General features: G+C 66.7%; 20 protein-coding genes. 11 read left to right on the forward strand and 9 right to left on the reverse strand.

Annotated elements, in window-relative coordinates; genetic code table 11:
- Positions 1 to 29: 29 nt before the first annotated feature.
- Positions 30 to 743 carry a TetR/AcrR family transcriptional regulator gene (locus tag AB7P10_RS15200; protein WP_428294689.1) on the reverse strand — a complete coding sequence of 238 codons (714 nt, stop codon included), beginning with the start codon at positions 741 to 743 and terminating at the stop codon, positions 30 to 32.
- Between the two features lie 278 nt (positions 744 to 1021).
- On the opposite strand from AB7P10_RS15200, the gene AB7P10_RS15205 reads away from it, so the two are divergent.
- The 4 genes from AB7P10_RS15205 (at position 1022) to AB7P10_RS15220 (ending at position 4847) form a co-directional block, all read left to right on the forward strand.
- Complete coding sequence (locus AB7P10_RS15205; protein ID WP_428294690.1) at positions 1022 to 1849, forward strand: hypothetical protein; 828 nt, start codon at positions 1022 to 1024, stop codon at positions 1847 to 1849.
- A complete protein-coding gene (locus AB7P10_RS15210; protein ID WP_428294691.1) occupies positions 1846 to 2358 on the forward strand; it encodes a hypothetical protein in 513 nt (170 codons plus the stop codon). Before AB7P10_RS15205 ends, AB7P10_RS15210 begins: the two co-directional genes overlap by 4 nt.
- Positions 2355 to 2624, forward strand: coding sequence for a hypothetical protein (locus AB7P10_RS15215; RefSeq protein ID WP_428294692.1), 270 nt, complete (start codon positions 2355 to 2357; stop codon positions 2622 to 2624). Before AB7P10_RS15210 ends, AB7P10_RS15215 begins: the two co-directional genes overlap by 4 nt.
- An 87-nt stretch (positions 2625 to 2711) precedes the next feature.
- Positions 2712 to 4847 carry a calcium-binding protein gene (locus AB7P10_RS15220; RefSeq protein WP_428294693.1) on the forward strand — a complete coding sequence of 712 codons (2136 nt, stop codon included), beginning with the start codon at positions 2712 to 2714 and terminating at the stop codon, positions 4845 to 4847.
- Here the strand turns inward: AB7P10_RS15220 and slmA are convergent, their stop codons facing one another.
- The 5 genes from slmA to AB7P10_RS15245 form a co-directional block, all read right to left on the reverse strand.
- The gene (gene slmA / locus AB7P10_RS15225) at positions 4848 to 5540 is read right to left on the reverse strand and encodes a nucleoid occlusion factor SlmA (RefSeq protein WP_428294694.1); all 693 of its coding nucleotides are present in this window, start codon (positions 5538 to 5540) and stop codon (positions 4848 to 4850) included.
- 109 nt (positions 5541 to 5649) lie between these two features.
- On the reverse strand, positions 5650 to 7143 hold the full coding sequence (locus AB7P10_RS15230) for an ATP-binding protein (protein ID WP_428294695.1): 1494 nt from the start codon (positions 7141 to 7143) through the stop codon (positions 5650 to 5652).
- A complete protein-coding gene (locus tag AB7P10_RS15235; protein ID WP_428294696.1) occupies positions 7127 to 7819 on the reverse strand; it encodes a response regulator in 693 nt (230 codons plus the stop codon). Before AB7P10_RS15235 ends, AB7P10_RS15230 begins: the two co-directional genes overlap by 17 nt.
- A gap of 3 nt (positions 7820 to 7822) precedes the next feature.
- The gene (argB, locus tag AB7P10_RS15240; protein WP_428294697.1) at positions 7823 to 8722 is read right to left on the reverse strand and encodes an acetylglutamate kinase; all 900 of its coding nucleotides are present in this window, start codon (positions 8720 to 8722) and stop codon (positions 7823 to 7825) included.
- Between the two features lie 159 nt (positions 8723 to 8881).
- Positions 8882 to 10867 (reverse strand): SDR family oxidoreductase, encoded by a 1986-nt coding sequence (locus tag AB7P10_RS15245; RefSeq protein ID WP_428294698.1) that lies wholly within the window; start codon positions 10865 to 10867, stop codon positions 8882 to 8884.
- Positions 10868 to 11112: 245 nt separating this feature from the next.
- Between AB7P10_RS15245 and AB7P10_RS15250 the strand changes: the two genes are divergently transcribed.
- The 4 genes from AB7P10_RS15250 (at position 11113) to AB7P10_RS15265 (ending at position 14474) form a co-directional block, all read left to right on the forward strand.
- Positions 11113 to 11631, forward strand: a complete 519-nt coding sequence (locus AB7P10_RS15250; protein WP_428294699.1) for a phasin family protein — start codon at positions 11113 to 11115, stop codon at positions 11629 to 11631.
- 119 nt (positions 11632 to 11750) lie between these two features.
- The gene (locus AB7P10_RS15255) at positions 11751 to 12998 is read left to right on the forward strand and encodes a patatin-like phospholipase family protein (RefSeq protein WP_428294700.1); all 1248 of its coding nucleotides are present in this window, start codon (positions 11751 to 11753) and stop codon (positions 12996 to 12998) included.
- Positions 12999 to 13011: 13 nt separating this feature from the next.
- Entirely contained in the window at positions 13012 to 13671 is a 660-nt protein-coding gene (locus AB7P10_RS15260) for a TetR/AcrR family transcriptional regulator (RefSeq protein WP_428294701.1), read from the forward strand.
- 26 nt (positions 13672 to 13697) lie between these two features.
- Complete coding sequence (locus AB7P10_RS15265) at positions 13698 to 14474, forward strand: hypothetical protein (protein ID WP_428294702.1); 777 nt, start codon at positions 13698 to 13700, stop codon at positions 14472 to 14474.
- A 1-nt stretch (position 14475) separates the two neighbouring features.
- Here the strand turns inward: AB7P10_RS15265 and AB7P10_RS15270 are convergent, their stop codons facing one another.
- The 3 genes from AB7P10_RS15270 to AB7P10_RS15280 form a co-directional block, all read right to left on the reverse strand.
- Positions 14476 to 15579 carry a M14 family metallopeptidase gene (locus AB7P10_RS15270; protein WP_428294703.1) on the reverse strand — a complete coding sequence of 368 codons (1104 nt, stop codon included), beginning with the start codon at positions 15577 to 15579 and terminating at the stop codon, positions 14476 to 14478.
- Positions 15576 to 16793 carry a M20 aminoacylase family protein gene (locus AB7P10_RS15275; protein WP_428294704.1) on the reverse strand — a complete coding sequence of 406 codons (1218 nt, stop codon included), beginning with the start codon at positions 16791 to 16793 and terminating at the stop codon, positions 15576 to 15578. The genes AB7P10_RS15270 and AB7P10_RS15275 overlap by 4 nt, the downstream gene beginning before the upstream one ends.
- Before the next feature lie 119 nt (positions 16794 to 16912).
- The gene (locus AB7P10_RS15280; RefSeq protein WP_428294705.1) at positions 16913 to 18064 is read right to left on the reverse strand and encodes an ABC transporter substrate-binding protein; all 1152 of its coding nucleotides are present in this window, start codon (positions 18062 to 18064) and stop codon (positions 16913 to 16915) included.
- A 218-nt stretch (positions 18065 to 18282) separates the two neighbouring features.
- Between AB7P10_RS15280 and AB7P10_RS15285 the strand changes: the two genes are divergently transcribed.
- Genes AB7P10_RS15285 through AB7P10_RS15295 form a run of 3 tightly spaced genes read left to right on the forward strand, consistent with a single transcriptional unit; the run spans position 18283 to position 21857 of the window.
- Positions 18283 to 20379: a molybdopterin-containing oxidoreductase family protein gene (locus tag AB7P10_RS15285; protein WP_428294706.1), complete on the forward strand. Its 2097-nt coding sequence runs from the start codon at positions 18283 to 18285 to the stop codon at positions 20377 to 20379.
- Positions 20379 to 21491 carry an aminopeptidase gene (locus AB7P10_RS15290; RefSeq protein ID WP_428294707.1) on the forward strand — a complete coding sequence of 371 codons (1113 nt, stop codon included), beginning with the start codon at positions 20379 to 20381 and terminating at the stop codon, positions 21489 to 21491. The genes AB7P10_RS15285 and AB7P10_RS15290 overlap by 1 nt, the downstream gene beginning before the upstream one ends.
- 36 nt (positions 21492 to 21527) lie before the next feature.
- The gene (locus AB7P10_RS15295; protein WP_428294708.1) at positions 21528 to 21857 is read left to right on the forward strand and encodes a polyhydroxyalkanoic acid system family protein; all 330 of its coding nucleotides are present in this window, start codon (positions 21528 to 21530) and stop codon (positions 21855 to 21857) included.
- The last annotated feature ends 14 nt before the right edge of the window (positions 21858 to 21871 follow it).

A 21871-nucleotide genomic window follows, 5' to 3' on the forward strand; every position in this document is an offset into this window, starting at 1 on the left:
TGTGCGGGTTTGGTGGAAATTGAAAAGGATCAGCTCCGCGCCACACGGGCGGGGGGCGGGGTCTTGCGGGCGCGCACGGCCGGCGCGCGCGCCGCTTGCGGGTTGCTGTAGCGCGCCACGATGCTGTCGAAGGCCTGCAACGCGCGGCGCACCGAGTCGGGGCTTCTCAGGAAGCGCGCCTCGTAGTGCAGCGCCAGGATCAGGCCATGGATTTCAAAGGCCGCCTGTGACGCGTCCGTGTCGGCGCGAAAGTGGCCTTCCTCGACCGAGATTTCGATGGCGCGGCGCAACGCGTCCTGCCAGGTGTTGACCGAGCTGGCCAGTGCATCGCGCACCGGGCCGGGCCGGTCGTCGAACTCGACCGCGCCACTGATGTAGATGCAGCCGGAATCGATCTCGACCGAGGTGCGCTTCATCCAGTTGGCGAACATCGCGCGCAGCCGGGGCAGGCCCCGCGGCGCGCTCATGGCCGGGTAGAACACCTCGTCCTCGAAGCGCGTGTGGTACTCGCGCACCACCGAGATCTGCAATTCCTCGCGCGAACCGAAGTGGGCGAACACGCCCGACTTGCTCATCTGCATCACCTCGGCCAGCGCGCCGATGGACAAGCCCTCCAGCCCGATCTGCGTGGCCAGACCGAGCGCGGCCTCCACGATGGCGGCCTTGGTCTGCTGGCCCTTCTGCAAGGGCTTGGGGGCCGAAGCGTCGGCGCGCGTGCGGCGGGCGGTGGGTGTCACGCTCATGCGGTCGGTCCTGGTGGGCAACGGGATCATGAAAAAAACAACCGCTCGAATAATCGAACGGTCGTTCTATTTTTACCGCAAAACCAGCCCCTCGCGCAAACGACCGGCCAATTTCGAGATTTTGTTTAGAGGCCGCGCCCTAATGCACGGCCCAGCGGAAGCGGCTCCGCCCATACCCAGAGGGGTGTCGCCGCTCCGGCCCCACCAGAATGAACCGATTCATACGCCGCAGGAGGAATCATGAAGCGTTCTGAAAGCCTCGCTTTGGAGGAGGTCCGATGAATCTATCGCAAGGCAGATACCAGCGTCTTCGCAGCGTCGCGCTGACAACCCTGGCGGTGCTCCTGGCCTTGGCAGCAGCCATCGGACTCGGGAAGGCGTTTCAGTACACACACTGGTCGGGGTTTGTGCCAGTTCAGACGCCGACAAGAGGCGGAAAAGCTGCGCCAACGATTGGCCAGTTGGGTGGTGTGGCCATGCACATTCCGCCCTTTGTGGCCGACTACCCCGAATTCGACGGCGATCCAACATGGGTGCATTGGCCACTCCACCAACCGCGCCGCGCAACGTCAACTTCGATCCGACGCTTCGGATTCTTGCTGCAACACCCAAGCATGCAGATGGTCTACGACCCCAGCCAGCGCTCGAAAGCCGGCACAGCCTTGGAACTTGAAGCCGACCACCCTTGGCTGCTGGCGCAGGCGGTCAGCGGTGAACAGTTTCCTGGGCCCGGGGCCTTGAGGCGATTCGTGCGCGAACGTGTGCCCGACGAAAGCAGTTGGCCCGACGCACCCCCCAACGGCCGGAAAGCGCTGGTGGAGCTGAAGCCTTTTGCAGTTCCACCACCCGCCGGAGCAACTGCAGGACACAGCCACCCACCGGATGACCGCCACCTCGCCTACGACGCCCAAGGCCGCCTGCTCGCCTATCTTGCCTGCAGCAACGACCCCGTGTTGCCGCGGCACTGCCTGCAAGTGTGGTCGCTGGAGGACCAGGGTTGGCCGGTGCTCATGTCAGTGCACTACCGCCGAACGCTGCAGGCGGACTGGGCGCTCATACAAAAGGGCGTGACCGAGGCGCTGCTCGCCATGAGGGTTTCGCCATGAGCCTGCTTTCTCGCTGGCGCCGGCCACTCCTGTTCGTACTGCTGCCTTTGGTGTTGTTCTATGGCACTTACTTCTTGTCGCGGTATGCCGTCTTCAGTTTGACCACGGACAGGCACTCGATCGTGATTGAAGAGCTCATTCGTTCCGCCGTCATGCAGCACTCGGAGGAAATGGGTGCACTGCTCAGATCTCACTCGTCGGGACCAAATCGTGCATCGGATTGCTCATTTTTTCTCCTCGAAGAAATCTGGCGCGACTGCAAGTCGATCACTTTGGTAGGCAAAGCGAAACGTGAACACGTTCTTGAACTTGAAGCGGTCATTCGATCGGTCGCTCCAGCCATCGTCGCCGACCCCTGCGCTCACTTTACAGATGCCACTCTGGTTGAAGGAATCGACCGACGTCGGTTTGGCTGCGACGGGATTCCCTCTCCGTTCCGCGCGGTTGTGAGGTACGCCTCAGGAGGAGAGATTCACTTTCACTTTTCATCTCAAGGGAGCATTAAATGACAGCCACTGTTTATGTCCGATCCATCATGCCGGGAACAAGTCAGAACGACGGCCCGGGTGTTTCACGAGTCGGTCATGCATGGATTGAGATTCACCACCCGGACGGCTCGATCGAGTCTCTCGGCTACTACCCCAGACCAGTCGCTCTCACCGCCCCTGGTTCTGTAAGCACGTCAGACGCCCAGGACTATGCAGGCAAGGGCCTGACTTCGGACCCTATTCCGATCACCAGTGCAGAGCTGCAAAAGCTGCGGGAATTCACCTGAACCATTAGCACCGAAGGTACCTGGACTTTGCTCGGCCACGGCAGCAACGATCGAACCTGGAATTGCGCTACATGGTCCATCGCGGCCTTGCAATACGCTGGAGCCGACGTGCGCTTTTCGTCCAGCGGCCTCGCTCCCTGGTTCATTCCTTTGTACATGGAGAAGGATCCCCTGCCCTCGACGTGGACGGCCGAGGGTTGGGGCGACATCAATCCCTATGGCATTGACCACTCCACCAACACCCAATTCACGAACTCCAAGAAGAACTCCTCCCCCCTCATCCTCGACCTGGACGGTGACGGCATCGAGATCAACCCGCTCAACGGTGCCATCACCTTCGACCACGACGCCGACGGCGTGCGCACTGGCACCGCGTGGGCCGGCGCTGACGACGGTCTGCTGGTGTTTGACCTTGATGGCAATGGCCTGATCGACTCCGGACGTGAGCTGTTCGGGAACAACACACTGCTGGCCAATGGCCAGAAGGCTGCCGATGGCTTCGCCGCCTTGCGTGCACTGGATGCGAACGCCGACGGCCTGATCGACGCCCTTGATGCCCAGTTCGCCGCCCTGCGCGTGTGGCGCGATTTGGACCAGGACGGGGTGAGCGACGCGGGCGAGCTGCAATCGCTCGAAGGAGCAGGCATCAGCCAGATCAACCTCGCCACAACCGCTTTCACCCAGACCCTCGCTGATGGCACCCGACTGGACGGCCAGGCCAGCTTCACCCTGAACGGCCAGGCGCACACCTACACCGACGCCTGGTTCGCCGAGAACCCGTTCTACCGCGAGTTCGCCACGGCCATCGAATCGTCTGCGTCGGAGTCTGCGCTGCCCGACATGCAGGGCTCGGGCGCCGTGCGCGACTTGCGCGAAGCCGCCACGATGTCCCCGCTGCTGAGCGATCTGCTCGCGCAGTTCGCCGTGGCCAGCACGCGCGATGCGCAGCGCGCCTTGCTTGAGCCCATCTTGGCCACATGGGCCGACACCAGCGACTTCGTGACCTTGAGCGATTGGGCCGATGCGGGCCACACCGTCACCTTTGATCTGCACCAATTGGACAGTGAGGCCACTGCGATCTGGAGCGAGCGCATCGCCGTGCTGGAAGCCTTCAACGCGCAGAACTACGCCACGCTGAAGACCAGCGGCGCCACCAACGTCTGGACAGGCTCCACCCGTCAGCGCCTGCTGCAGGAGAGCTGGGCAGCGCTGGAAGGCAGTGTCTATGGTGCGCTGGCCTTGCAAACGCGGCTCAAACCCTATGTGGACAGCATCGATCTGGTGATCGATGCGGCAGGCATGCGCTGGGATGGTTCGCGCCTTGAAGCCATGCTGGCCGAGCGCCATGGACTTGACGCTCGTCAGGCGCTGCTGGATCTAGCCGACCTGGCCCTTCACGCCGAGGCACCGCTCACCGCTGCGGGTGTCGATGCCCCAGCGCTGCTGCGCACATGGGTGGCCGAGCTGCCCGCGCGCAGCCCGGTGGTCGGGGAATTGCGCGAGATGGGTCTGGCCACGGGCTTGGGTACGGCAGCCAACGACTGGCTGGAGGGCACGGCCAGCGCGGATCACCTTCATGGCGCCGGTGGCGACGACGAGCTTCTGGGCCTGAGCGGAGACGACGCCTTGTTTGGCGAAGACGGGCACGACTTGCTGCGCGGCGGTGCGGGCAGCGACAGCCTCGACGGCGGTACGGGCAATGATCAGCTCTACGGTGGCAACGACCAAGACCTCCTGTTGGGCGGAGCAGGTGATGACCGGCTGTACGGTGAGGCGGGCAACGACGTGTTGCATGGCGGCGCGGGCAACGACTACCTCAATGGGGGCGCAGGCTCCGACACCTACCGCTTCGGTCGAGGCGACGGGCAAGACGAGATCCACAACCCTGACTATGTAGCCGATACCGGCCTCACCGTGCAGGACACGCTGCAGTTCCTGGACGGTATCGCCCACGACCAGCTCTGGTTCCGCCGCGTGAACACACACCTGGAGGTGAGCATCATCGGCACCGACGACACGGTGCGCCTGAACAGCTGGTACAGCAGCACGCCCATGCGCATCGACGCGTTCGAGACCAGCAGCGGGCAGATGCTGCTGGCCAATCAAGTTGATCAACTGGTCGAAGCCATGGCGGCTTTCTCACCGCCACCACCCGGAGAGTTCACACTCTCGCCGGATCAACGCTCCGCGCTCACACCGGCGCTGGCAGCCAGTTGGGTCTGATCAAAGCCGACCGTCGGGCAGCAACAGGTTCAGGCTGTGCTCCAGGCTTTCACCCGGCGAGCGCTTGAAGCCGCTGCGCGCGAAGCGCTGCAGGCGCCCGACGCAGAAGGCGGTGATGACCGAGGCATCGGCCTGCGCATCCACCGTGGGCGTGACCGCGCCGGCCAGCACCGAGGTCTCGCGCAGGTTCTGCTTGAGCGCCGATTCGATCTTGTCGAAGAACAGGTTCATGCGCTGCTGCAGGCGCTCGTTCTCGAACACCAGTGCGTCGCCCACCATGACGCGCGCCATACCGGGATTCTTCTCACCGAACTGCAGCAGCAGGGTGACGAGTTTGCGCGAGCGCGCGTTGGGGTCGGGCTCGCGCTCGCCCAACTGGTTGATCAGGCCGAACACCGACTGTTCGATGAACTCGATCAGACCTTCAAACATTTGCGCCTTGCTGGCGAAGTGCCGGTACAGCGCCGCCTCGCTCACCTCCAGGCGCGCGGCCAGGGCCGCGGTCGTGATGCGCTCGGCGCCAGGTTGCTCCAGCATGGTGGCCAGCGCCTGCAGGATCTGCACGCGGCGTTCGCCAGGTTTGGGCCGCTTGCGCGTGCCTCCATCGGTCTGGGCCGCGGCCTCGATGGCTTGCGCGGCTTCGAAGGCGGCGTCGTCCGCCGGGGAGGGAGACTCTGGGACGTTGGTGGTCATGGGCGAGCGGTCCGTGGGCTGGTGGAGTGATGCCGGTGGGGAATCTTCTCGCGGCCATTCTCGCACAGCGCTGTTACAACTCCCACCAGTGTGGAGGCGCCGCGCGCGGTCAGTGAGTGACCGCCTCGAAGGCGACGCGCACGCGCAGGCCGCGCCCGAGCGCACCGGGTTCGAGCTGCAGCTGGATGCGGTGGGCGCGCGCGATTTCGTCCGCAATGGCCAGGCCCAGGCCATTGCCTTCGCCAGCCGTGCCTGGCACCCGGTAGAAGCGCTGCAGCACGCGCTCATGCTCTTCGGAGGCGATGCCGGGGCCGTCGTCTTCCACCTCCATCCAGGCGCGCTCGGCCGCTCCCTCTTTCACCTGTTCGAGGCCGCAGCGCACGGTGATGCGCCCTCCGGGTGGCGTGTACTTGACGGCGTTGTCCACGAGGTTGAGCAGCAGCTCGCGCAACAGCCAGGCGTGGCCCAGGGTCTGCGCCGGCCGGGCTTCCAGACCGAAGTCGATCTGCTTGAGCCCGGCCGCGTCCAGGTACAGCGCGAGCATGTTCTCGCACAGTTCCATCAGGTCGACACGCTGCATCGGCTGCGTGTCGGCGCTCACCGCATCGGCGCGCGACAGCGCGAGCAACTGGTTGGCCAGCTGGGAGGTGCGCCGCGTGGCATCGCGCAGGCGTCGCACCTGATCGGCGCGCAGGCCGATCAGGCCATCACCGTCCAGGTTGCGCGTGGCCTGGGCCCAGGCCTCGACCTGGGCCTGCAACCCGGCCAGGGGCGTGCGCAGCTGGTGCGCGGCATCGGCCACGAAGCGGCGCTGTGCCTCGGTCTGCGCATTGACCAGATGGAACAGGCGGTTGAGCGAGGCCACCAGGGGCCGCACTTCGCCTGGAATATCGAGGGTATCGATCGCGCTGAGGTCGCGCGGCGACCGGTTCTCCACCGCCTCCTTCAGATCGATCAGCGGGCGCAGCGCGCGCGCCACCCCCCAGGTCACCACCGCGGCGGCCACCGCGAACAGCAGCAGGTTGGGCAGCAGCACACGCAGCAGCACATTGCCGAACCAGTGCTGGCGCGCGTCGGATCCGTCGGCGAGCATGACGATGAGTTGCCCCATGTCCGAACCGACGCGCTGGGCCACCACGCGGTAGGTGGTGCCGGCCTCGACCACGCTGAGGAACTCGGCGTCCTGCGTGGCGGGCAGGATGGTGGGCAGCCAGCGCTCACCCAGGATCTGGCTGCCCTGCGCATCGAACACGCCGAACGCGGCCAGCCCGTTGCGCTCGGACAGGAATTCCGCCACGGGCGGCGCCAGCAGCATGGCCATGCCGGGGCCCTGCACCAGGTCACTGGCGTTGAGCAGGGGTTCGTCGACGACCGAAGGGTCGCGGTCCGCCAGACTCGTCACCACAATGGAGTCCGCCAGCAAGGGCACCAGCCTGAGCAGGCGCTGGTCTTGCTGCAGCGCGGCGGTGCCCGCTGTCTGGTAGTGCACGAAAACGCTGCCGGTGCCGATCACTCCCAGGGTGAAGAGCAACAGCACCAGCAGCCGGCGCTGCAGGCCCCAGATCATGCCGCGCGATGCGACGGCCTCAGGCGGCTGGGACATGACCGGTGGCTTCGGCCAGTTCCAGGCGGTAGCCAAACCCACGGATCGCGCGCAGGCTGATGCCCGAGGGTTCAAGCTTGGCGCGCAGGCGCGAGACGTAGACCTCGATCGCGTTGGGCGTGATCTCTTTGTCCCAGCCGGTCAGCGCCTGCAGCAGCTTGTCCTTGGCGGCCGGCTTGGGCACCTGCATCAACAGGTATTCGAGCACCGTCCACTCGCGCGGCCCCAGCTCCATGGCTTGCCCGGCCAGCGTGACGCGCCGGTGCGCGGTGTCCATCTCCAGCGGGCCGAAGCCCAGCACCGCGGAGGTGGCGGCCTGCGAACGCCGCAGCAGCGCGCGCAGCCGCGCCAGCAGCTCGGGCAACTCGAAGGGTTTGATCATGTAATCGTCGGCGCCGATATCCAGCCCCTGCACGCGGTCGTGCAGGGCGTCGCGCGCGGTCAGGATCAGCACCGGCATCTCCAGGCCGCCGGTGCGCAACTGGCGCGTGAGCGACAACCCGTCCATGCTGGGCAGGCCGATGTCCACGATGGCGAGGTCGAAGCTGTCGCTCTCCAGCGCCTGCAGAGCGCGTTCGGCGCTGCCAACCCAGTCCACCGTGTAGCCGGCGTTGCACAGCCCCAGCTTGATGCCGCTGGCGACCATCACGTCGTCTTCGACCAGTAGCAGACGCATGGATCAGTGGCTTTTGATCATGGTGCCGAAAGGCTGGTTGCCCAGCACTTCAAGCAACAGCGCGTGCGGCACGCGCCCGTCGATGATGTGCACCGCGTTGACGCCGCACTTGGCCGCGTCGAGCGCGCCAGCGATCTTCGGAATCATGCCGCCAGAGATGGTGCCGTCTTCCACCAGATCGTCGATCTGGCGCGGCGTGAGCTCGGTCAGCAGTTCGCTGTTCTTGTCAAGCACGCCACGGATGTTGGTGAGCATCAGCAGTTTCTCGGCCTGCAGGACGGTGGCGAGCTTGGCCGCAACCACGTCGGCATTGATGTTGTAGCTCTCGTTGTGCTCGCCAAAGCCGATGGGGCTCACGACCGGGATGAACTGGTCGTCCTGCAGGGCCTTGACCACGCTCGGGTCGATGCTCTCGATGTCGCCCACCTGGCCCACATCGTGTTCGCGTGTGGGGTCCTGCTGGTCGGTCATGCGCAGCTTGCGCGCGCGGATCATGGCCCCGTCGCGTCCGGTCAGCCCCACCGCCTTGCCACCTGCCTGGTTGATGAGGCCGACGATGTCCTGCTGCACCTCACCGGCCAGCACCCACTCCACCACTTCCATGGTCTCGGCGTCGGTCACGCGCATGCCCTGGATGAACTGGCCCTGCTTGCCCAGGCGCTTGAGAAGCGTTTCGATCTGAGGCCCGCCACCGTGCACCACCACCGGGTTGATGCCGACCAGCTTGAGCAGCACCACGTCCTCGGCAAAGGCCTTCTGCAGTGCCGGTTCGGTCATGGCGTTGCCGCCGTACTTGATGACCATGGTCTTGCCGTGGTACTTGCGGATGTACGGCAGCGCTTGCGCAAGGACGTCGGCCTTGTCGCGCGGCGCGAGGGAGGAGAGGTCGGAGGGCGTGGTCATGCGAGGCTTCCTGCAAAGGCGGGCAAAGCCGAAATTTTAGGGCCGGCAGTCACCACGTCCTGAAATCCAGAAACACCGCGGAACCACCCTTCGACGGGCTCGGGACGCGCTGCGGGTGTTGTCCCCTTGAGGAGAGCGCGCGCAGCGCGGCTGGGGTGTTCAGAAATGAATTCCGCGCATCATCTGCTGCATCGCCACCGCCTCGGCAGAGAGCTGCGCCTTCGCGCCCTTCTCGCCCTTGGCCGCCGACGAATCGGGGAACATGCGGAAGCTGGTGTTCATCACGATCTGCGCCACGCGCGGCACCATCGCATGCATCACCTGCCCGGTGATGCCCAGGCGCGTGGCGATGCGCACCGGCTTGAAGATGCAGGCCTGCGCGATCATGTCCGCCGCCTCCTCGGGCGCCAGCGTGGGCACGTTCTTGTAGATCTGGGTCGGCGCGATCATGGGTGTGCGCACCAGCGGCATGTTGATGGTGGTGAAGCTGATGCCCTGGTCAGCGAACTCGCTGCTCGCGCAACGCGTCCACGCATCCAGCGCGGCCTTGCTCGCCACGTAGGCGGAGAAGCGCGGCGCATTGGTGAGCACGCCGATCGAGCTGATGTTGACCACGTGGCCCTTCTTTTTCGCCACCATGCCGGGCAGCAGGCCCATGGTCACGCGCAGGCAACCGAAGTAGTTGAGCTGCATGGTGCGCTCGAAGTCGTGGAAGCGGTCGTAGCTGCCCTCGATCGCGCGGCGGATCGAACGGCCCGCGTTGTTGATCAGGAAATCGACACCGCCATGGTTCTGGATCAGCAGTTGCACGAAGCGGTCGGCATCGGCCATGTCGGCAATGTCGGCTGGGTAGGCAATGAACTGATAGCCCTTGTCTTTCGCCTCCTTGCAGGCCTCGTCGAGCTTGTCCTGGTCACGGCCGCAGATGATGGTGACCGCGCCCGCCTCGGCGAACTTGTGCGCCGCCGCCAGCCCGATGCCGGAGCTGCCGCCCGTGACCAGCACCACCTTGCCCGCGACTGTGCCCTTCAGACTGCGGTCGATGTGCAGGTCGGGATCGAGGTGGCGTTCCCAGTAGTCCCACAGGCGCCAGGCGTAGTCCTTCAGGTTGGGGCAAGCGATGCCGCTGCCCTTGAGCGCGGCCAGCGTCTCGCGGCAGTCGAAGCGCGTGGGGTAGTTGACAAAGGTCATCATGTCCTCGGGCAGTCCGAGGTCCTGCATGACGGCCCTGTAGACGCGGCGCACCGGCGCCAGCGCCATCAGTCCCTTCTTCACGCTCTTGGGGATGAAACCCATCAGCGCCGCATTGACGAACAGGTTCATCTTGGGTGCGTGCGCCGCCTTGCTCAGGATGTCGAGCACGTCGCCCACGCGGTAGCCCATGGGGTCGACCAGGTGGAAACAGGCGCCGCTGCCGCGCTTCTGGTGGCTGATGTGGTCCAGCGCGTCCACAACGAAATCCACCGGCACGATGTTGATGCGCCCACCCTCCAGACCCACGCTGGGCATCCAGGGCGGCAGGATCTGGCGCATGCGCTGGATCAGCTTGAAGAAGTAGTAAGGCCCGTCGATCTTGTCCATCTCGCCGGTGCGCGAATCGCCCACCACGGCGGCAGGCCGGTACACGCTCCAGGGAACCTTGCATTCCTGGCGCACGATCTTCTCGCTCTCGTGCTTGGTCATGAAGTAAGGGTGGTCCAGGCCTTCGGCTTCTTCAAACATGTCCTCGCGGAACACGCCTTCATAGAGGCCGGCCGCGGCAATGGACGACACGTGGTGGAAGTGTCCGGCGTTGATCGCCCTGGCGAACTCCACGGTGTTTCGCGTGCCGTCCACGTTCACCGCGACCTGGCTCTCCTCGTCGGCCTCCAGGTCGTACACCGCGGCGAGGTGAAAGAAGTGGTCAATCTGCCCCTTGAGCGCTTTCACGTCGTCCGCCGACACGCCAAGCTTCTTCGCGGTGAGGTCGCCGAAAACCGGCACGGCGCGCGCCGCGCTCACGCCCCAGTACTCGCGCAGCGCTGCGACCTTGCCCTCGCTCTCCCTGCGCATCAGGAAGTGCACCACCGCGCCTTTGCGCTGCAGCAGTCGGGCCACCAGGCGTTTGCCGATGAAACCGGTTGCACCGGTGACGAAGTAGTGCATGGATATCTCCTGAAGCGGTGTTGTTGAAAGCAGGGGGAAGGGCGTACTGGGCGCAAGGCGTCAGGCATTCTGGTCCAGGACAGTGGTGCCCGCATTCCGCAAAAACCCGCGTGAGGCACGACCCACAGCTTGGTGCGTTTAGTCGTGCGACCCTACACACATGCGGCGCACGGGCCGTACAGTGGCTGCACCCGTGGCCGGCGCGCTGGCCTCGCCCTCTTTCCAATCCACTCCAGGAGTTCCGCATGGTCAAGAAAATCCAGAAATCCGGCACCGCAGACAAGGCCAGCGCCACCGGCTTCAACTCCCCGCTGTCGGGCGCCATCAAGGACTCGGCCCAGCAGATCTGGCTGGCCGGCCTGGGTGCTTTTTCCAAAGCGCAGGAAGAAGGTGGCAAGGCCTTTGAATCGCTGGTGAAGGAGGGTCTTTCGATCCAGCGCAAGACGCAGGCGGTGGCCGAGGAGCGCATCTCCGAGGCCACCAACCGCATGAGCAGCATGGCCACCGACATCTCGTCCAAGGCGCAAGGCCAGTGGGACAAGCTGGAGAACATCTTTGAGGAGCGCGTGGCCAAGGCGCTGAACAAGCTGGGCGTGCCTTCGGCGCGCGATGTGGACGCGCTGATCAAGCGCATCGACGCGCTCAATGCCCAGGTGCAGCGCCTGGGTGGCAAGGCGCCGGCCAAGACTGCGGCCGCGAAGAAGGCCACCCCCGCCGGCAAGACCGCCGCGCGCAAGACCACGCGCCGCACCAAGGCCGCCTGACGGCCGACGCCGATCGGCGGCACCAGGAAAAGAGGGGCGCGCGACGCCCCTTTTTTGCGCCCGCACCGGATGCTGCAACGCAGCACTTTCACCCACCCTCGCGGTCTACACTCGAACGCATGACGACGCCCCGCCCTGTCCTTCACCGCAACGCCGCGCGCCGGTCATACCGCCCGCGCATCACGCTGGCGCTGGCCGGCGGCGGACCGCTGGGCGCGATCTACGAGATCGGCGCGCTGTGCGCGCTGGACGACGGCCTCGAAGGCCTGGACTTCAACGCCTGCGACCACTATCTGGGCGTGTCGGCCGGGGGCTTCATCGCGGCCGGCCTGGCCAACGGCATGCGTCCGCGCCAGCTCTGCGAAGCCTTCATTGAGGACCGCACGGGTGAGGACAATTTCGACCCCGCATGGTTGCTCAAGCCGGCCTGGAGCGAATTCGGCACGCGCCTGCGGCGCCTGCCAGGTTTGGTGGGCAGCGCGCTGTGGGCCTGGGGCGCGCAAGGCAAGAGCCTGACCAGCGCCTTCGAGCGCGTCGGCGCGGCACTTCCCACCGGCGTGTTCGACAACGAGGACATCCACCTGCAGATTCAGCGCCTGTTCAGCCAGCCGGGGCGCAGCAACGACTTCCGCGAACTGCGCGCGCGCCTGACCTTGGTGGCGACGCAGCTCGACACCGGTGAGGCCGCCCCATTCGGCCGTCCGGGCTGGGACCACGTGCCGATCTCGCGCGCCATACAGGCCAGCGCGGCGCTGCCCGGTCTGTTCCCCCCGGTGGAAATCGGTGGCCAGCACTATGTGGACGGTGCCCTCAAAAAGACCGTGCACGCCACCGTGGCGCTCAATGAAGGCACCGACCTGCTGCTGTGCCTGAACCCACTGGTGCCCTTCCACACCAACCCCAGCCTGCACGATGGCCGGCGCATTCCTTCGCTGGTCGAAGGTGGCCTGCCGGCGGTGATGAGCCAGACCTTCCGCTCGATGATCCACTCGCGTCTGGAACTGGGCCTCAAGCACTATGAGCGCGCCTACCCGGGCACCGACATCGTTCTCATCGAACCCGACCAGCGCGACGCGACCCTGTTCTTCGCCAATACCTTCAGCTACCGCCAGCGCCGCGAGATCGCCGAGCACGCCTACCAGCAGACGCGCCGCCTGTTGCTGGACCGGGCCGCCCGGCTCACGCCCCAGCTTGCGCGCCACGGCATTTCGCTCGACCTGCGCGCCCTGCGCGACCCGGCGCTGCGGCTGCTGGCCCCGCAGCCGCGCAGCCGCAGCGCCGTGGGCGCGCGGCTGCATGCGACGCTCGATGAACTGCAGCGGCATCTGGAACACGGCCGCGCCATGCCCGCGCCGGCCACCCGCTGAGCGAGCGCCGTCCATGGCCAGGAAAGCCCCGCGCCGCACCGCAGAGCGCATCCTTGAGGTCACGCTCGAGCTGTTCAACCGCTTTGGCGAGCCCAACGTGTCCACCACGCTGATTTCCGCCGAGCTGGGCATCAGCCCGGGCAATCTCTACTACCACTACCCGGCCAAGGACGAGCTCATCAATTCGCTGTTCGAGCGCTACGAGCGCGCGCTGGGCGAGCTGCTGGGCGCCAGCGAGGGTGTGCGCAACGTGGAGGATGCCTGGTTCTTCCTGCACTCGCTGTTCGAGATCATCTGGGAATACCGTTTCCTCTACCGCGACCTGAACGACCTGCTGTCGAAAAACCGGCTGCTGGAAACCCGCTTCCAGACCGTGCTGAAGAACAAGTCGCGCGCGATCCGCCACTTGCTCGCCGGCATGAGCCGACACGGCGCGGTGCAGATCGACGCGCGCGAGACCGAGCCCACCGCCACCAGCATGGTCGTCGTTCTGACCTACTGGCTGAGCTTCGAATACGTGCGCGACCCGCGCCATGCGCTCGAACCCGACAACGCACAACAAGCGCTGCTGCGCGGCGCCTGCCACGTCCTCAACCTGCTGGCACCCTATCTGGAGGCCTCGCAGCGGCAGCACCTGATGACGCTCACCGGCGCCTACGGCGCCGCCGCCTGAGCCCCTCCCGCGAGCGAGCACACACCATGGCCGAATGGACCCCCACCCCCACCACCGGACAGGTCGAGCGCTTTGACGTCGAGCGCCTGCAACGCCTCTGGGGCCGCCTGCATCGGGGCGATGCCGAGCCCTGGCCCGACGAACCCGCCGTGCAGCAGGCCTGGGTGCTGTTCCACAACGGCGAGTTCCAGCGCGCCACCGAGGCCGGCCTGGCGATCGGCGACGCCGGCATGAACGTGGCGAACAAGGCCACCTGCATCTACGCCAACTACCTCGAACCGCGCGAACAGACGCGCCAGGAGCTGCTGCTCGAAGCCGCGGCGCGCGCCGAGTCGCTGCAGCGCCGCCACCCCGACAACACCGGCGGCTGGTACTGGCAAGCCTACGCCCTGGGCCGCTACAGCCAGGGCATCAGCGTGGCCAAGGCGCTCACCCAGGGCCTGGGTGTGCGCGTGCGCACCGCGCTGGCGGCCACCATTGCGCGCTCCCCCCGGCACGTCGACGCCCATCTGGCCCTGGCGGCTTTTCACGCCGAGGTGATCGACAAGGTGGGCAGCATGGTCGGGCGCCTGACCTATGGCGCCAACAAGACCGAAGGCCTGGCCCTGTACCAGCAGGCCATGGCGCTCCACCCCGACTCGATCGTGACGCTTACCGAATGCGCCAATGGCCTGCTGATGCTGGAAGGGCCGCAGGCCCTGCCCGAGGCCAACCGCCTCTTCGACCGCGCCGCGGCGATCGAGCCGCTGGACGCGATGGAGCGGCTGTATGTGGCGTCCGCGCGGGTGGCCCTGGAAGGCTGAATCAGGACGATCGGCGCAGCCCGTCCACAGCCTGGAACATGGCCTGGCGGGCCTGCGCGACGATCTGCGCCTTCCACTCGTCGGTATCCACATAAAACGCCGCCAGCATGCGCTGCTTGATCGCGGCGCGCAGTTCGGTCGGCGCCTCGGGGTGGATGTGCTGCCAGTGGTCGCCGCGCAAGGCATCAATGACCTCGGTGATCGGCACCGTGCCGTATTCCAAGGCAATGCCGGTGTACTGCGCCTGCGGGCATTCCTCGTAGGCGGCGCACCACATCAGACCCGTGAGCGGGGCCGAGGTGGACGTGCCGTCGTAAATGGAGGTCACCGGCGTCTGGCCTTGGCCGCCCCACCAGTCGCGGGCGCGCTTGAGGGCAGTGGCATCGTCGCGGCAGGCAAAGATGCGCTCGCCCAGGCCGCTGGGCCCCAGTCCGGTGTGCAGGTCGATCCACGCGAGGTGGCGCGCCCGGCCGACGTGCTTTCGCAGCACCCCGCGCAGCGTCCGGTTGCTCCAGGTCGGTGCCGTGCCGCCGAAGAACAGGCCATCGGAAAAGGTGTGCTGGCCTTGCGAAACAGCCGCCTGGTAGCGCGCGAGGCCGTGCGCCGCGATGTAGGCCTGGATGGCCATTTCATTGTCCGCTGCCGGCGGCCACTGCGCCGGCAGCAGCAGGTGGTGCAGCTCGGCATACGCCGCGTTCACCGGCAGGGGCTGGCTGAAGTCCTGGAAGTTGCGGTTGAGGTCCACGTTCTCGTGGGTCACGCGCCGCACCCAGGAGAAGCCGTGCGGGTTGAGCGCATGGATGTAGAGCACGGCCACGCCGGCCGCGCGCGCGTGCGCGCGCCACTCGGCATCGTGCGTGGCAAAGACCTGCACACCCGAGCCGCAGTAGCCCTCGGCGCCGTGGCAGGCGCTGCTGACGATCAGCAGGTGCTCGGCATCCGGGGCGCCGTCAAGCGCCACGTCCATCGCCAGCGTCTCGCCGTCGCGGCCGGGCAGCGGGTGGTTGTGGCTGGTGATCGCCATGCCCGCAGCCGCAGCCCCTTCGAGGAACTGCACCCGGGCACGGGCGTAAGAGGGGGCGAAAGCGTCTTGCGGTGCGATCAAGCGGCACCCCCGGTGCGCGGCTCGCTCAGCCATTTCTCGGCCAGCCGCACCCAGAAGGTGGCTCCCAGCGGAATCAGGTCGTCGTTGAAGTCGTAGCTCGGGTTGTGCAGCATGCAGGGCCCGCCACCGTGCCCCATCTCGCGGTGCGCGCCGTCGCCGTTGGCGATGAAGGCGTAGCAGCCCGGTCGTGCCTGCAGCATGTAGGCAAAGTCTTCCGCGCCCATGGTGGGCTCCTGATCCACCACGTGGTCCGCGCCCACGATCTCGGTCATGACCTCGCGCGCGAACGCGGTCTCGGCCGCGTGGTTGATGGTGGGTGGATAGTTGCGCCGAAAGCTGAATTCGACAGTGGCGCCGAAGGCGGCGCAGGTGTGTTCGGCGATCTCCTGCATGCGCCGCTCGATCAGGTCGAGCACCTCGTAGGTGAAGGTCCGCACCGTGCCCTGGATCTCGCAGCTGTCGGGTACCACGTTGGTCGCCTCGCCGGCGTGGATCATGGTGACCGAGATCACCCCCGCGTCCACCGGCTTCTTGTTGCGCGTGATGATGGTCTGGAAGGCTTGCACCATCTGGCAGGCCACCGGCACCGGGTCGATGCCGTTGTGCGGCAGCGCGGCGTGCGCGCCCTTGCCGCGGATGACGATGTGGAACTCGTTGCTCGACGCCATCACCGGGCCCGCGCTGGCGGCGAAGGTGCCCACGGCCATGCCGGGCCAGTTGTGCATGCCAAACACGGCCTCCACCGGAAACTGCTCGAACAGGCCGTCCTTGATCATCTCGCGCGCACCACCACCGCCCTCCTCGGCCGGCTGGAAGATCAGGTAGACCGTGCCGTCAAAGTGGCGGTGCTTCGCGAAGTGCTGGCCCGCCGCAAGCAGCATGGCGGTGTGGCCGTCGTGGCCGCAGGCGTGCATCTTGCCCGCGTGCTGGCTCGCATGGGCAAAGCTGTTGTGCTCCTGCATGGGCAACGCGTCCATGTCGGCGCGCAAGCCGATGGCACGCCCGCTGGCGCCGCCGTCGCGCCCGTGCACGATGCCCACCACGCCGGTGGTACCCATGCCGCGGTGCACCGGAATACCCCACTCGGCAAGCTTGGCGGCCACCACGTCGGCGGTGCGAACTTCTTCGAAACAGAGTTCGGGGTGGGCGTGGATGTCGCGCCGCACGGCGGCGATACCAGCCGCCTGCGTGAGAATCGAATCGATGAGTTTCATGGAGCCTCTGGGTGCAAGTGGGTATGCACCACCTGAAAAAAAGACCATGGTATCGAAGCCGCTCCACCCTGGCTGCCGCCGCGATGACAACCACCGCCCACCAGGGGCCTTGCACGCGGTCAGCGCCGGATCCGGCCGTCCTCGGTCAGCAGGGTCAGTTCCACGTACCTGGATCCGGTGTGCTTGTTCGGACCGAAATCCACCGGGAACCCGCCCAGATCCAGGTTGCGCATGCTCTCGATACCGGCGATGAAGGAATCGCGCGTGAGATTGCGCCCGGCCCGGTTGACCGCTTCGGTGAACACCTTGGCCGCCACGAAACCTTCGATACCCGAGTAGTTCGCCGCCCGGCCCTGCTTGGCCCGGACCGCGGCCAGGTACTCGCCCGAGATGCCGGTCACGGGGGTGTAGGGAAAGGGCATCACCTGGCTGACCACCACGCCGCGCGCGTCCTTGCCCAGCTCGTCGAGCAGGGCCTGCGTACCGACAAAGGACACGTTGTAGAAGTTGCCGATGAAGCCGCGCTTGCGCGCCTCGCGGATGAAGGCCGCGCACGACTTGTAGGCGCTGATCTGGACGATCGCTTCGGGCTTCTGCGCCATGATGGCGTCGAGCGACGCGGCCACGTCCACGGTGTTGCGCTCGACCGTGCCGGTGGAGGCGGGCGCCAGGTTCAGTGTCTTGAGGGCGCGTGTCACGCCCTCCAGCCCCGCCTTGCCATACGCATCGTTCTGGTAGAACACCGACACCTTCTTGATGCCGGTGCCGGTGATCTGCCGCACGATGGCCGCGGTCTCGTCAAAATAGGACGCGCGCACGTGAATGGCATAGCGGTTGAACGGGTCGCGCAGCGCCTCGGCGCCGGTGAAAGGCGCGAAGAACGGCACCTTGGCCTCGGTCGCCAGGGGCAGGGCCACCACGCTGGTGGGGGTACCGATGTAGCCAAACAGGGCAAAAACGCCGTCGGCGATGAGCTTGCGTGTGTTGGCCGCGCAACGCTCGGGCTCGTAGCCGTCGTCCATGCGGGTGAGCTCGATGCGCCGGCCGTTGACGCCCCCCTTCTGGTTCAGGGCCTCGAAGTACAGCTGGGCGCCCAAGTGAAACTGAAGGCCCAGTTGCTCGGCCGCGCCGCTGAACGGTGCCGACTGGCCCAGCACGATGCGGCTGTCGTTCACCCCCACCGACTGCGCCCGAGCCGACAGGGCCGCGCCTCCCAACACCTGCAATCCGGCCAGACGGCCCGCACAACCAAGAATTTCTCTGCGTCGCATGCTCAAGGTACTCCCCCCGGTAGGGCATTGAGATACCCAGCAGCGTATGCGATTTGTTGCATAAGACAAAGGGGGTTATGCCCTGAACGGTTCAGTCAGGGTGCGTGAACGGCGCAGCCCGCAAGCTTGGGGCACGCGAATATCATGAGCACCTCGCGAAACACAAACGCCTCGACCAGCCCCCGCAACACAATGGCCTGCCCCGATTGGTGCCCCGCATGAACGACACGCCGGGGCATGCCCTGAAACCCTCGCCCGCCGCCGGTGCCATACAAGTCGTCCAGGTGCGCGGCGCCTGCCCGCACGACTGCCCGGACACCTGCGCCCTGGTCACCACCGTGGAGAACGGCGTGGCCGTGCGCGTGGCGGGCAACCCGGACCACCGCCACACCGATGGCGCCCTGTGCACCAAAGTCTCGCGCTATGCCGAGCGCAGCTACCACCCGCAGCGCCTGCTCAACCCGCTCAAACGCAGCGGGCCCAAGGGCAGCGGCCGCTTCGAGCCCGTGAGCTGGGACGAGGCGCTGGACGACATTGCCGCGCGCCTCAAGGCCATCGCCGCGCGCGACCCCCAGGCCATCCTGCCCTACAGCTACGCCGGCACCATGGGTCTGGTGCAGGGCGAAGCCATGGCGGGGCGGTTCTTTCACCGCCTGGGTGCCTCGCTGCTGGACCGCACCATCTGCGCCTCTGCCGGCGGCGAAGGACTGATGCAGACACTGGGTGGCAAGGTCGGCATGAAGGTCGAGCACTTTGCCCGGTCGAAGCTGATCCTGATCTGGGGCAGCAATTCGATCGGCAGCAACCTGCACTTCTGGCGTCTGGCGCAGCAGGCCAAGCGCGACGGCGCGCGACTGGTCTGCATCGATCCGCGACGCAGCGAGACGGCCGACAAGTGCCACGAACACATCGCGCTGCGCCCGGGCACCGACGCCGCGCTGGCTTTCGCGCTGATGCACCAACTCATCGTGCACGGCTGGCTGGACCACGACTACATCGAACGCCATACCCTGGGGTGGGAGGGCCTGCGCGAACGCGCGCTGCAGTGGCCGCCCGAGCGCGCGGCGGCCGTGTGCGGCGTGCCGGCGCAGCAGATCGTTGACCTGGCACGCGACTACGGCACCACCCGCCCGGCGGCCATCCGGCTGAACTACGGCATGCAGCGCGTGCGCGGCGGCGGCAACGCGGTGCGCGCCATTGCTTGCCTGCCCGCGCTGGTGGGCGCCTGGCGCGACCCGGCCGGTGGGCTGCTGCTCTCCACTTCGGGCTACTTCCCTGCACGCCGCGCAGCCCTGCAGCGCCCCGACCTGCTGGCCGGGCGCACGCCGCGCACCCTGAACATGAGCACCATTGGCGACGATCTGCTGCGCGACGCCTCGGCGGCGTTCGGTCCAAAGGTCGAGGCGCTGATCGTCTACAACAGCAACCCGGTGGCGGTGGCGCCCGAGTCGGGCAAGGTGGTGCAGGGCTTCGCGCGGGACGACCTGTTCACCGTGGTGCTGGAGCACTTCCAGACCGACACCGCCGACCACGCCGACTACATCCTGCCGGCGACCACGCAGCTGGAGCACTGGGACATCCACGCCAGCTACGGCCACACCGACGTGCTGCTCAACCGGCCGGCCATCGCGCCAATGGGTCAGGCCCGGACCAACACCGACATCTTCCGCGCACTGGCCGCACGCATGGGTTTCGACGACCCATGCTTTGCCGAGGACGACCTGACGCTGTGCCGTACCGCCTTCGAGGGCTCTGTGGATTTCGAGATGCTGCTCGCGCAGGGCTACGCCACGCTGCCGGTGCCCGAGGCCCCCTTTGCCGAGGGCCGCTTCCCCACCGCCTCGGGCCGCTGTGAGTTCTTCAGCGAGCGGCTCGCAGCGCAGGGACTCGACGGTCTGCCCGACCACCTGCCCAACTTCGAAGCCATTGGAAGCTCCTCGGCGTTCCCGCTGGCCATGATCTCGCCGCCCGCGCGCAACTTCCTCAACTCCAGCTTCGTCAACGTGACCAGCCTGCGCGACATCGAAGGCGAGCCCCTGCTGGAGATCCACGCCGTCGATGCGCTGGCACGCAGCATCGTCAGTGGCCAGATGGTGCGCGTGTTCAACCAGCGCGGTGAATACCGCTGCAAGGCCAGCGTGTCCCGGCGCGCGCGGCCTGGCGTGGTCAACGGCCTGGGCATCTGGTGGCGCAAGCTCGGCCCCTTTGGCACCAACGTCAATCAGGTCACCAGCCAGCAACTGACCGACATGGGGCGGGGCCCGGTGTTCTACGACTGCCTGGTGGAGGTGGCCGCCCTGGAGGAGAGCGACTGATGCGCCTGCGGCGCCAGGCCGCGCTCGCGGCACCGCTTCTTGCCGCACTGATGGCGGGCTGCGCCGGCACCACCGGCGTGGGCTACTACTGGCAGTCCGTCACCGGCCACCTGCGCCTGATGCAGGCCGCGCGCCCCGTGGACGACTGGCTGGCCGATGCCCATACGGCCGCGCCATTGAAGAACAAGCTCGTGGTGGCCCAACGCATCCGCGCCTTCGCGGTGAGTGAACTGGCCCTGCCGGACAACGCCAGCTACCACCGCTATGCCGACCTGCGGCGCCGCGCCGCGGTCTACAACGTGGTGGCCGCGCCCATGCTCTCGCTCACCTTGCAGACCTGGTGCTTTCCCGTCGCCGGCTGCGTGGGCTACCGCGGTTACTTCGACGAAGCCGATGCACGCCGATTTGCGCAAAGCCTGCCCGGCGATCTGGAGGTGGCGGTGTACCCGGTGCCCGCGTACTCCACCCTGGGCTGGATGAACTGGGCCGGCGGCGACCCGCTGCTCAACACCTTCATCGCCTACCCGGATGGTGAGCTGGCGCGGCTGATCTTCCATGAACTGTCGCACCAGGTCGCCTACGCCAGCGGCGACACCGAGTTCAACGAGTCATTCGCCACCGCGGTCGAGCGGCTGGGTGGCGCACGCTGGATGGCCTCGCAGGCCAGCGAGGCGACGCGCAAGGAATACGAGGTGTTCGACCAGCGCCGGCGCGCGTTTCGAGCCCTTACGCGCTCGGTTCGCCAGCAACTGCAGGCGATCTACCAGGACGCCACGCTCGACGCCGCCGAGAAGGGGCGGCGCAAGGCGGCCACCATGGTCGACTTCCGGCGCCGCTACCAGGACCTGCGGCTCCAGTGGAATGGCTTTGCCGGGTACGACCCCTTCGTGGCCCAGGCCAACAACGCCAGCTTTGCGGCCCAGGCCGCCTACGACGGCCTCGTGCCCGCGTTCGAAGCCCTGTTCGAGCGCGAGGGGCGCGACTTCGCGCGGTTCTATGATGCGGTTCGCGCGCTGGCCGCGATGCCTCGGGCAGAACGCCACGACAGCTTGCGCCGCCTCGCGCCCACCGGCGCGGTAGTGGCCAGCAGCGACGGGTTTGCGAGGCCCTGATCCCACCACGCCATACGAAACGAGACGAGAGACACCATGGCAGACATCCATATCGAGCGCGATCACACCCTGGGCCTGACCGCGGCGCGCAAGCTCGCCTGGCGCTGGGCCGAGCAGGCCGAGAGCGAGTTCGACATGAGCTGCACCTACGAGGAAGGCGACGCCTGCGACGAGGTGCAGTTCACACGCTCGGGCGTGAGCGGCACGCTCAAGGTGTCGGCCGAGCGCTTCGAGCTCGACGCCCGCCTGGGTTTCCTGCTGGGCGCCTTCAAGGACCGCATCGAAGGCGAGATCGTGAAGAACCTCGACACGCTGTTGGCCGGGAAAGGCAAAAAACCCGCGGCCAGAAAGAAGAAAGCCGGCTGAGCCGGCTGGGGTGC

Origin of the sequence: Hydrogenophaga sp., assembly GCF_050182545.1 — a bacterium.
GTDB lineage: Bacteria > Pseudomonadota > Gammaproteobacteria > Burkholderiales > Burkholderiaceae_C > Hydrogenophaga.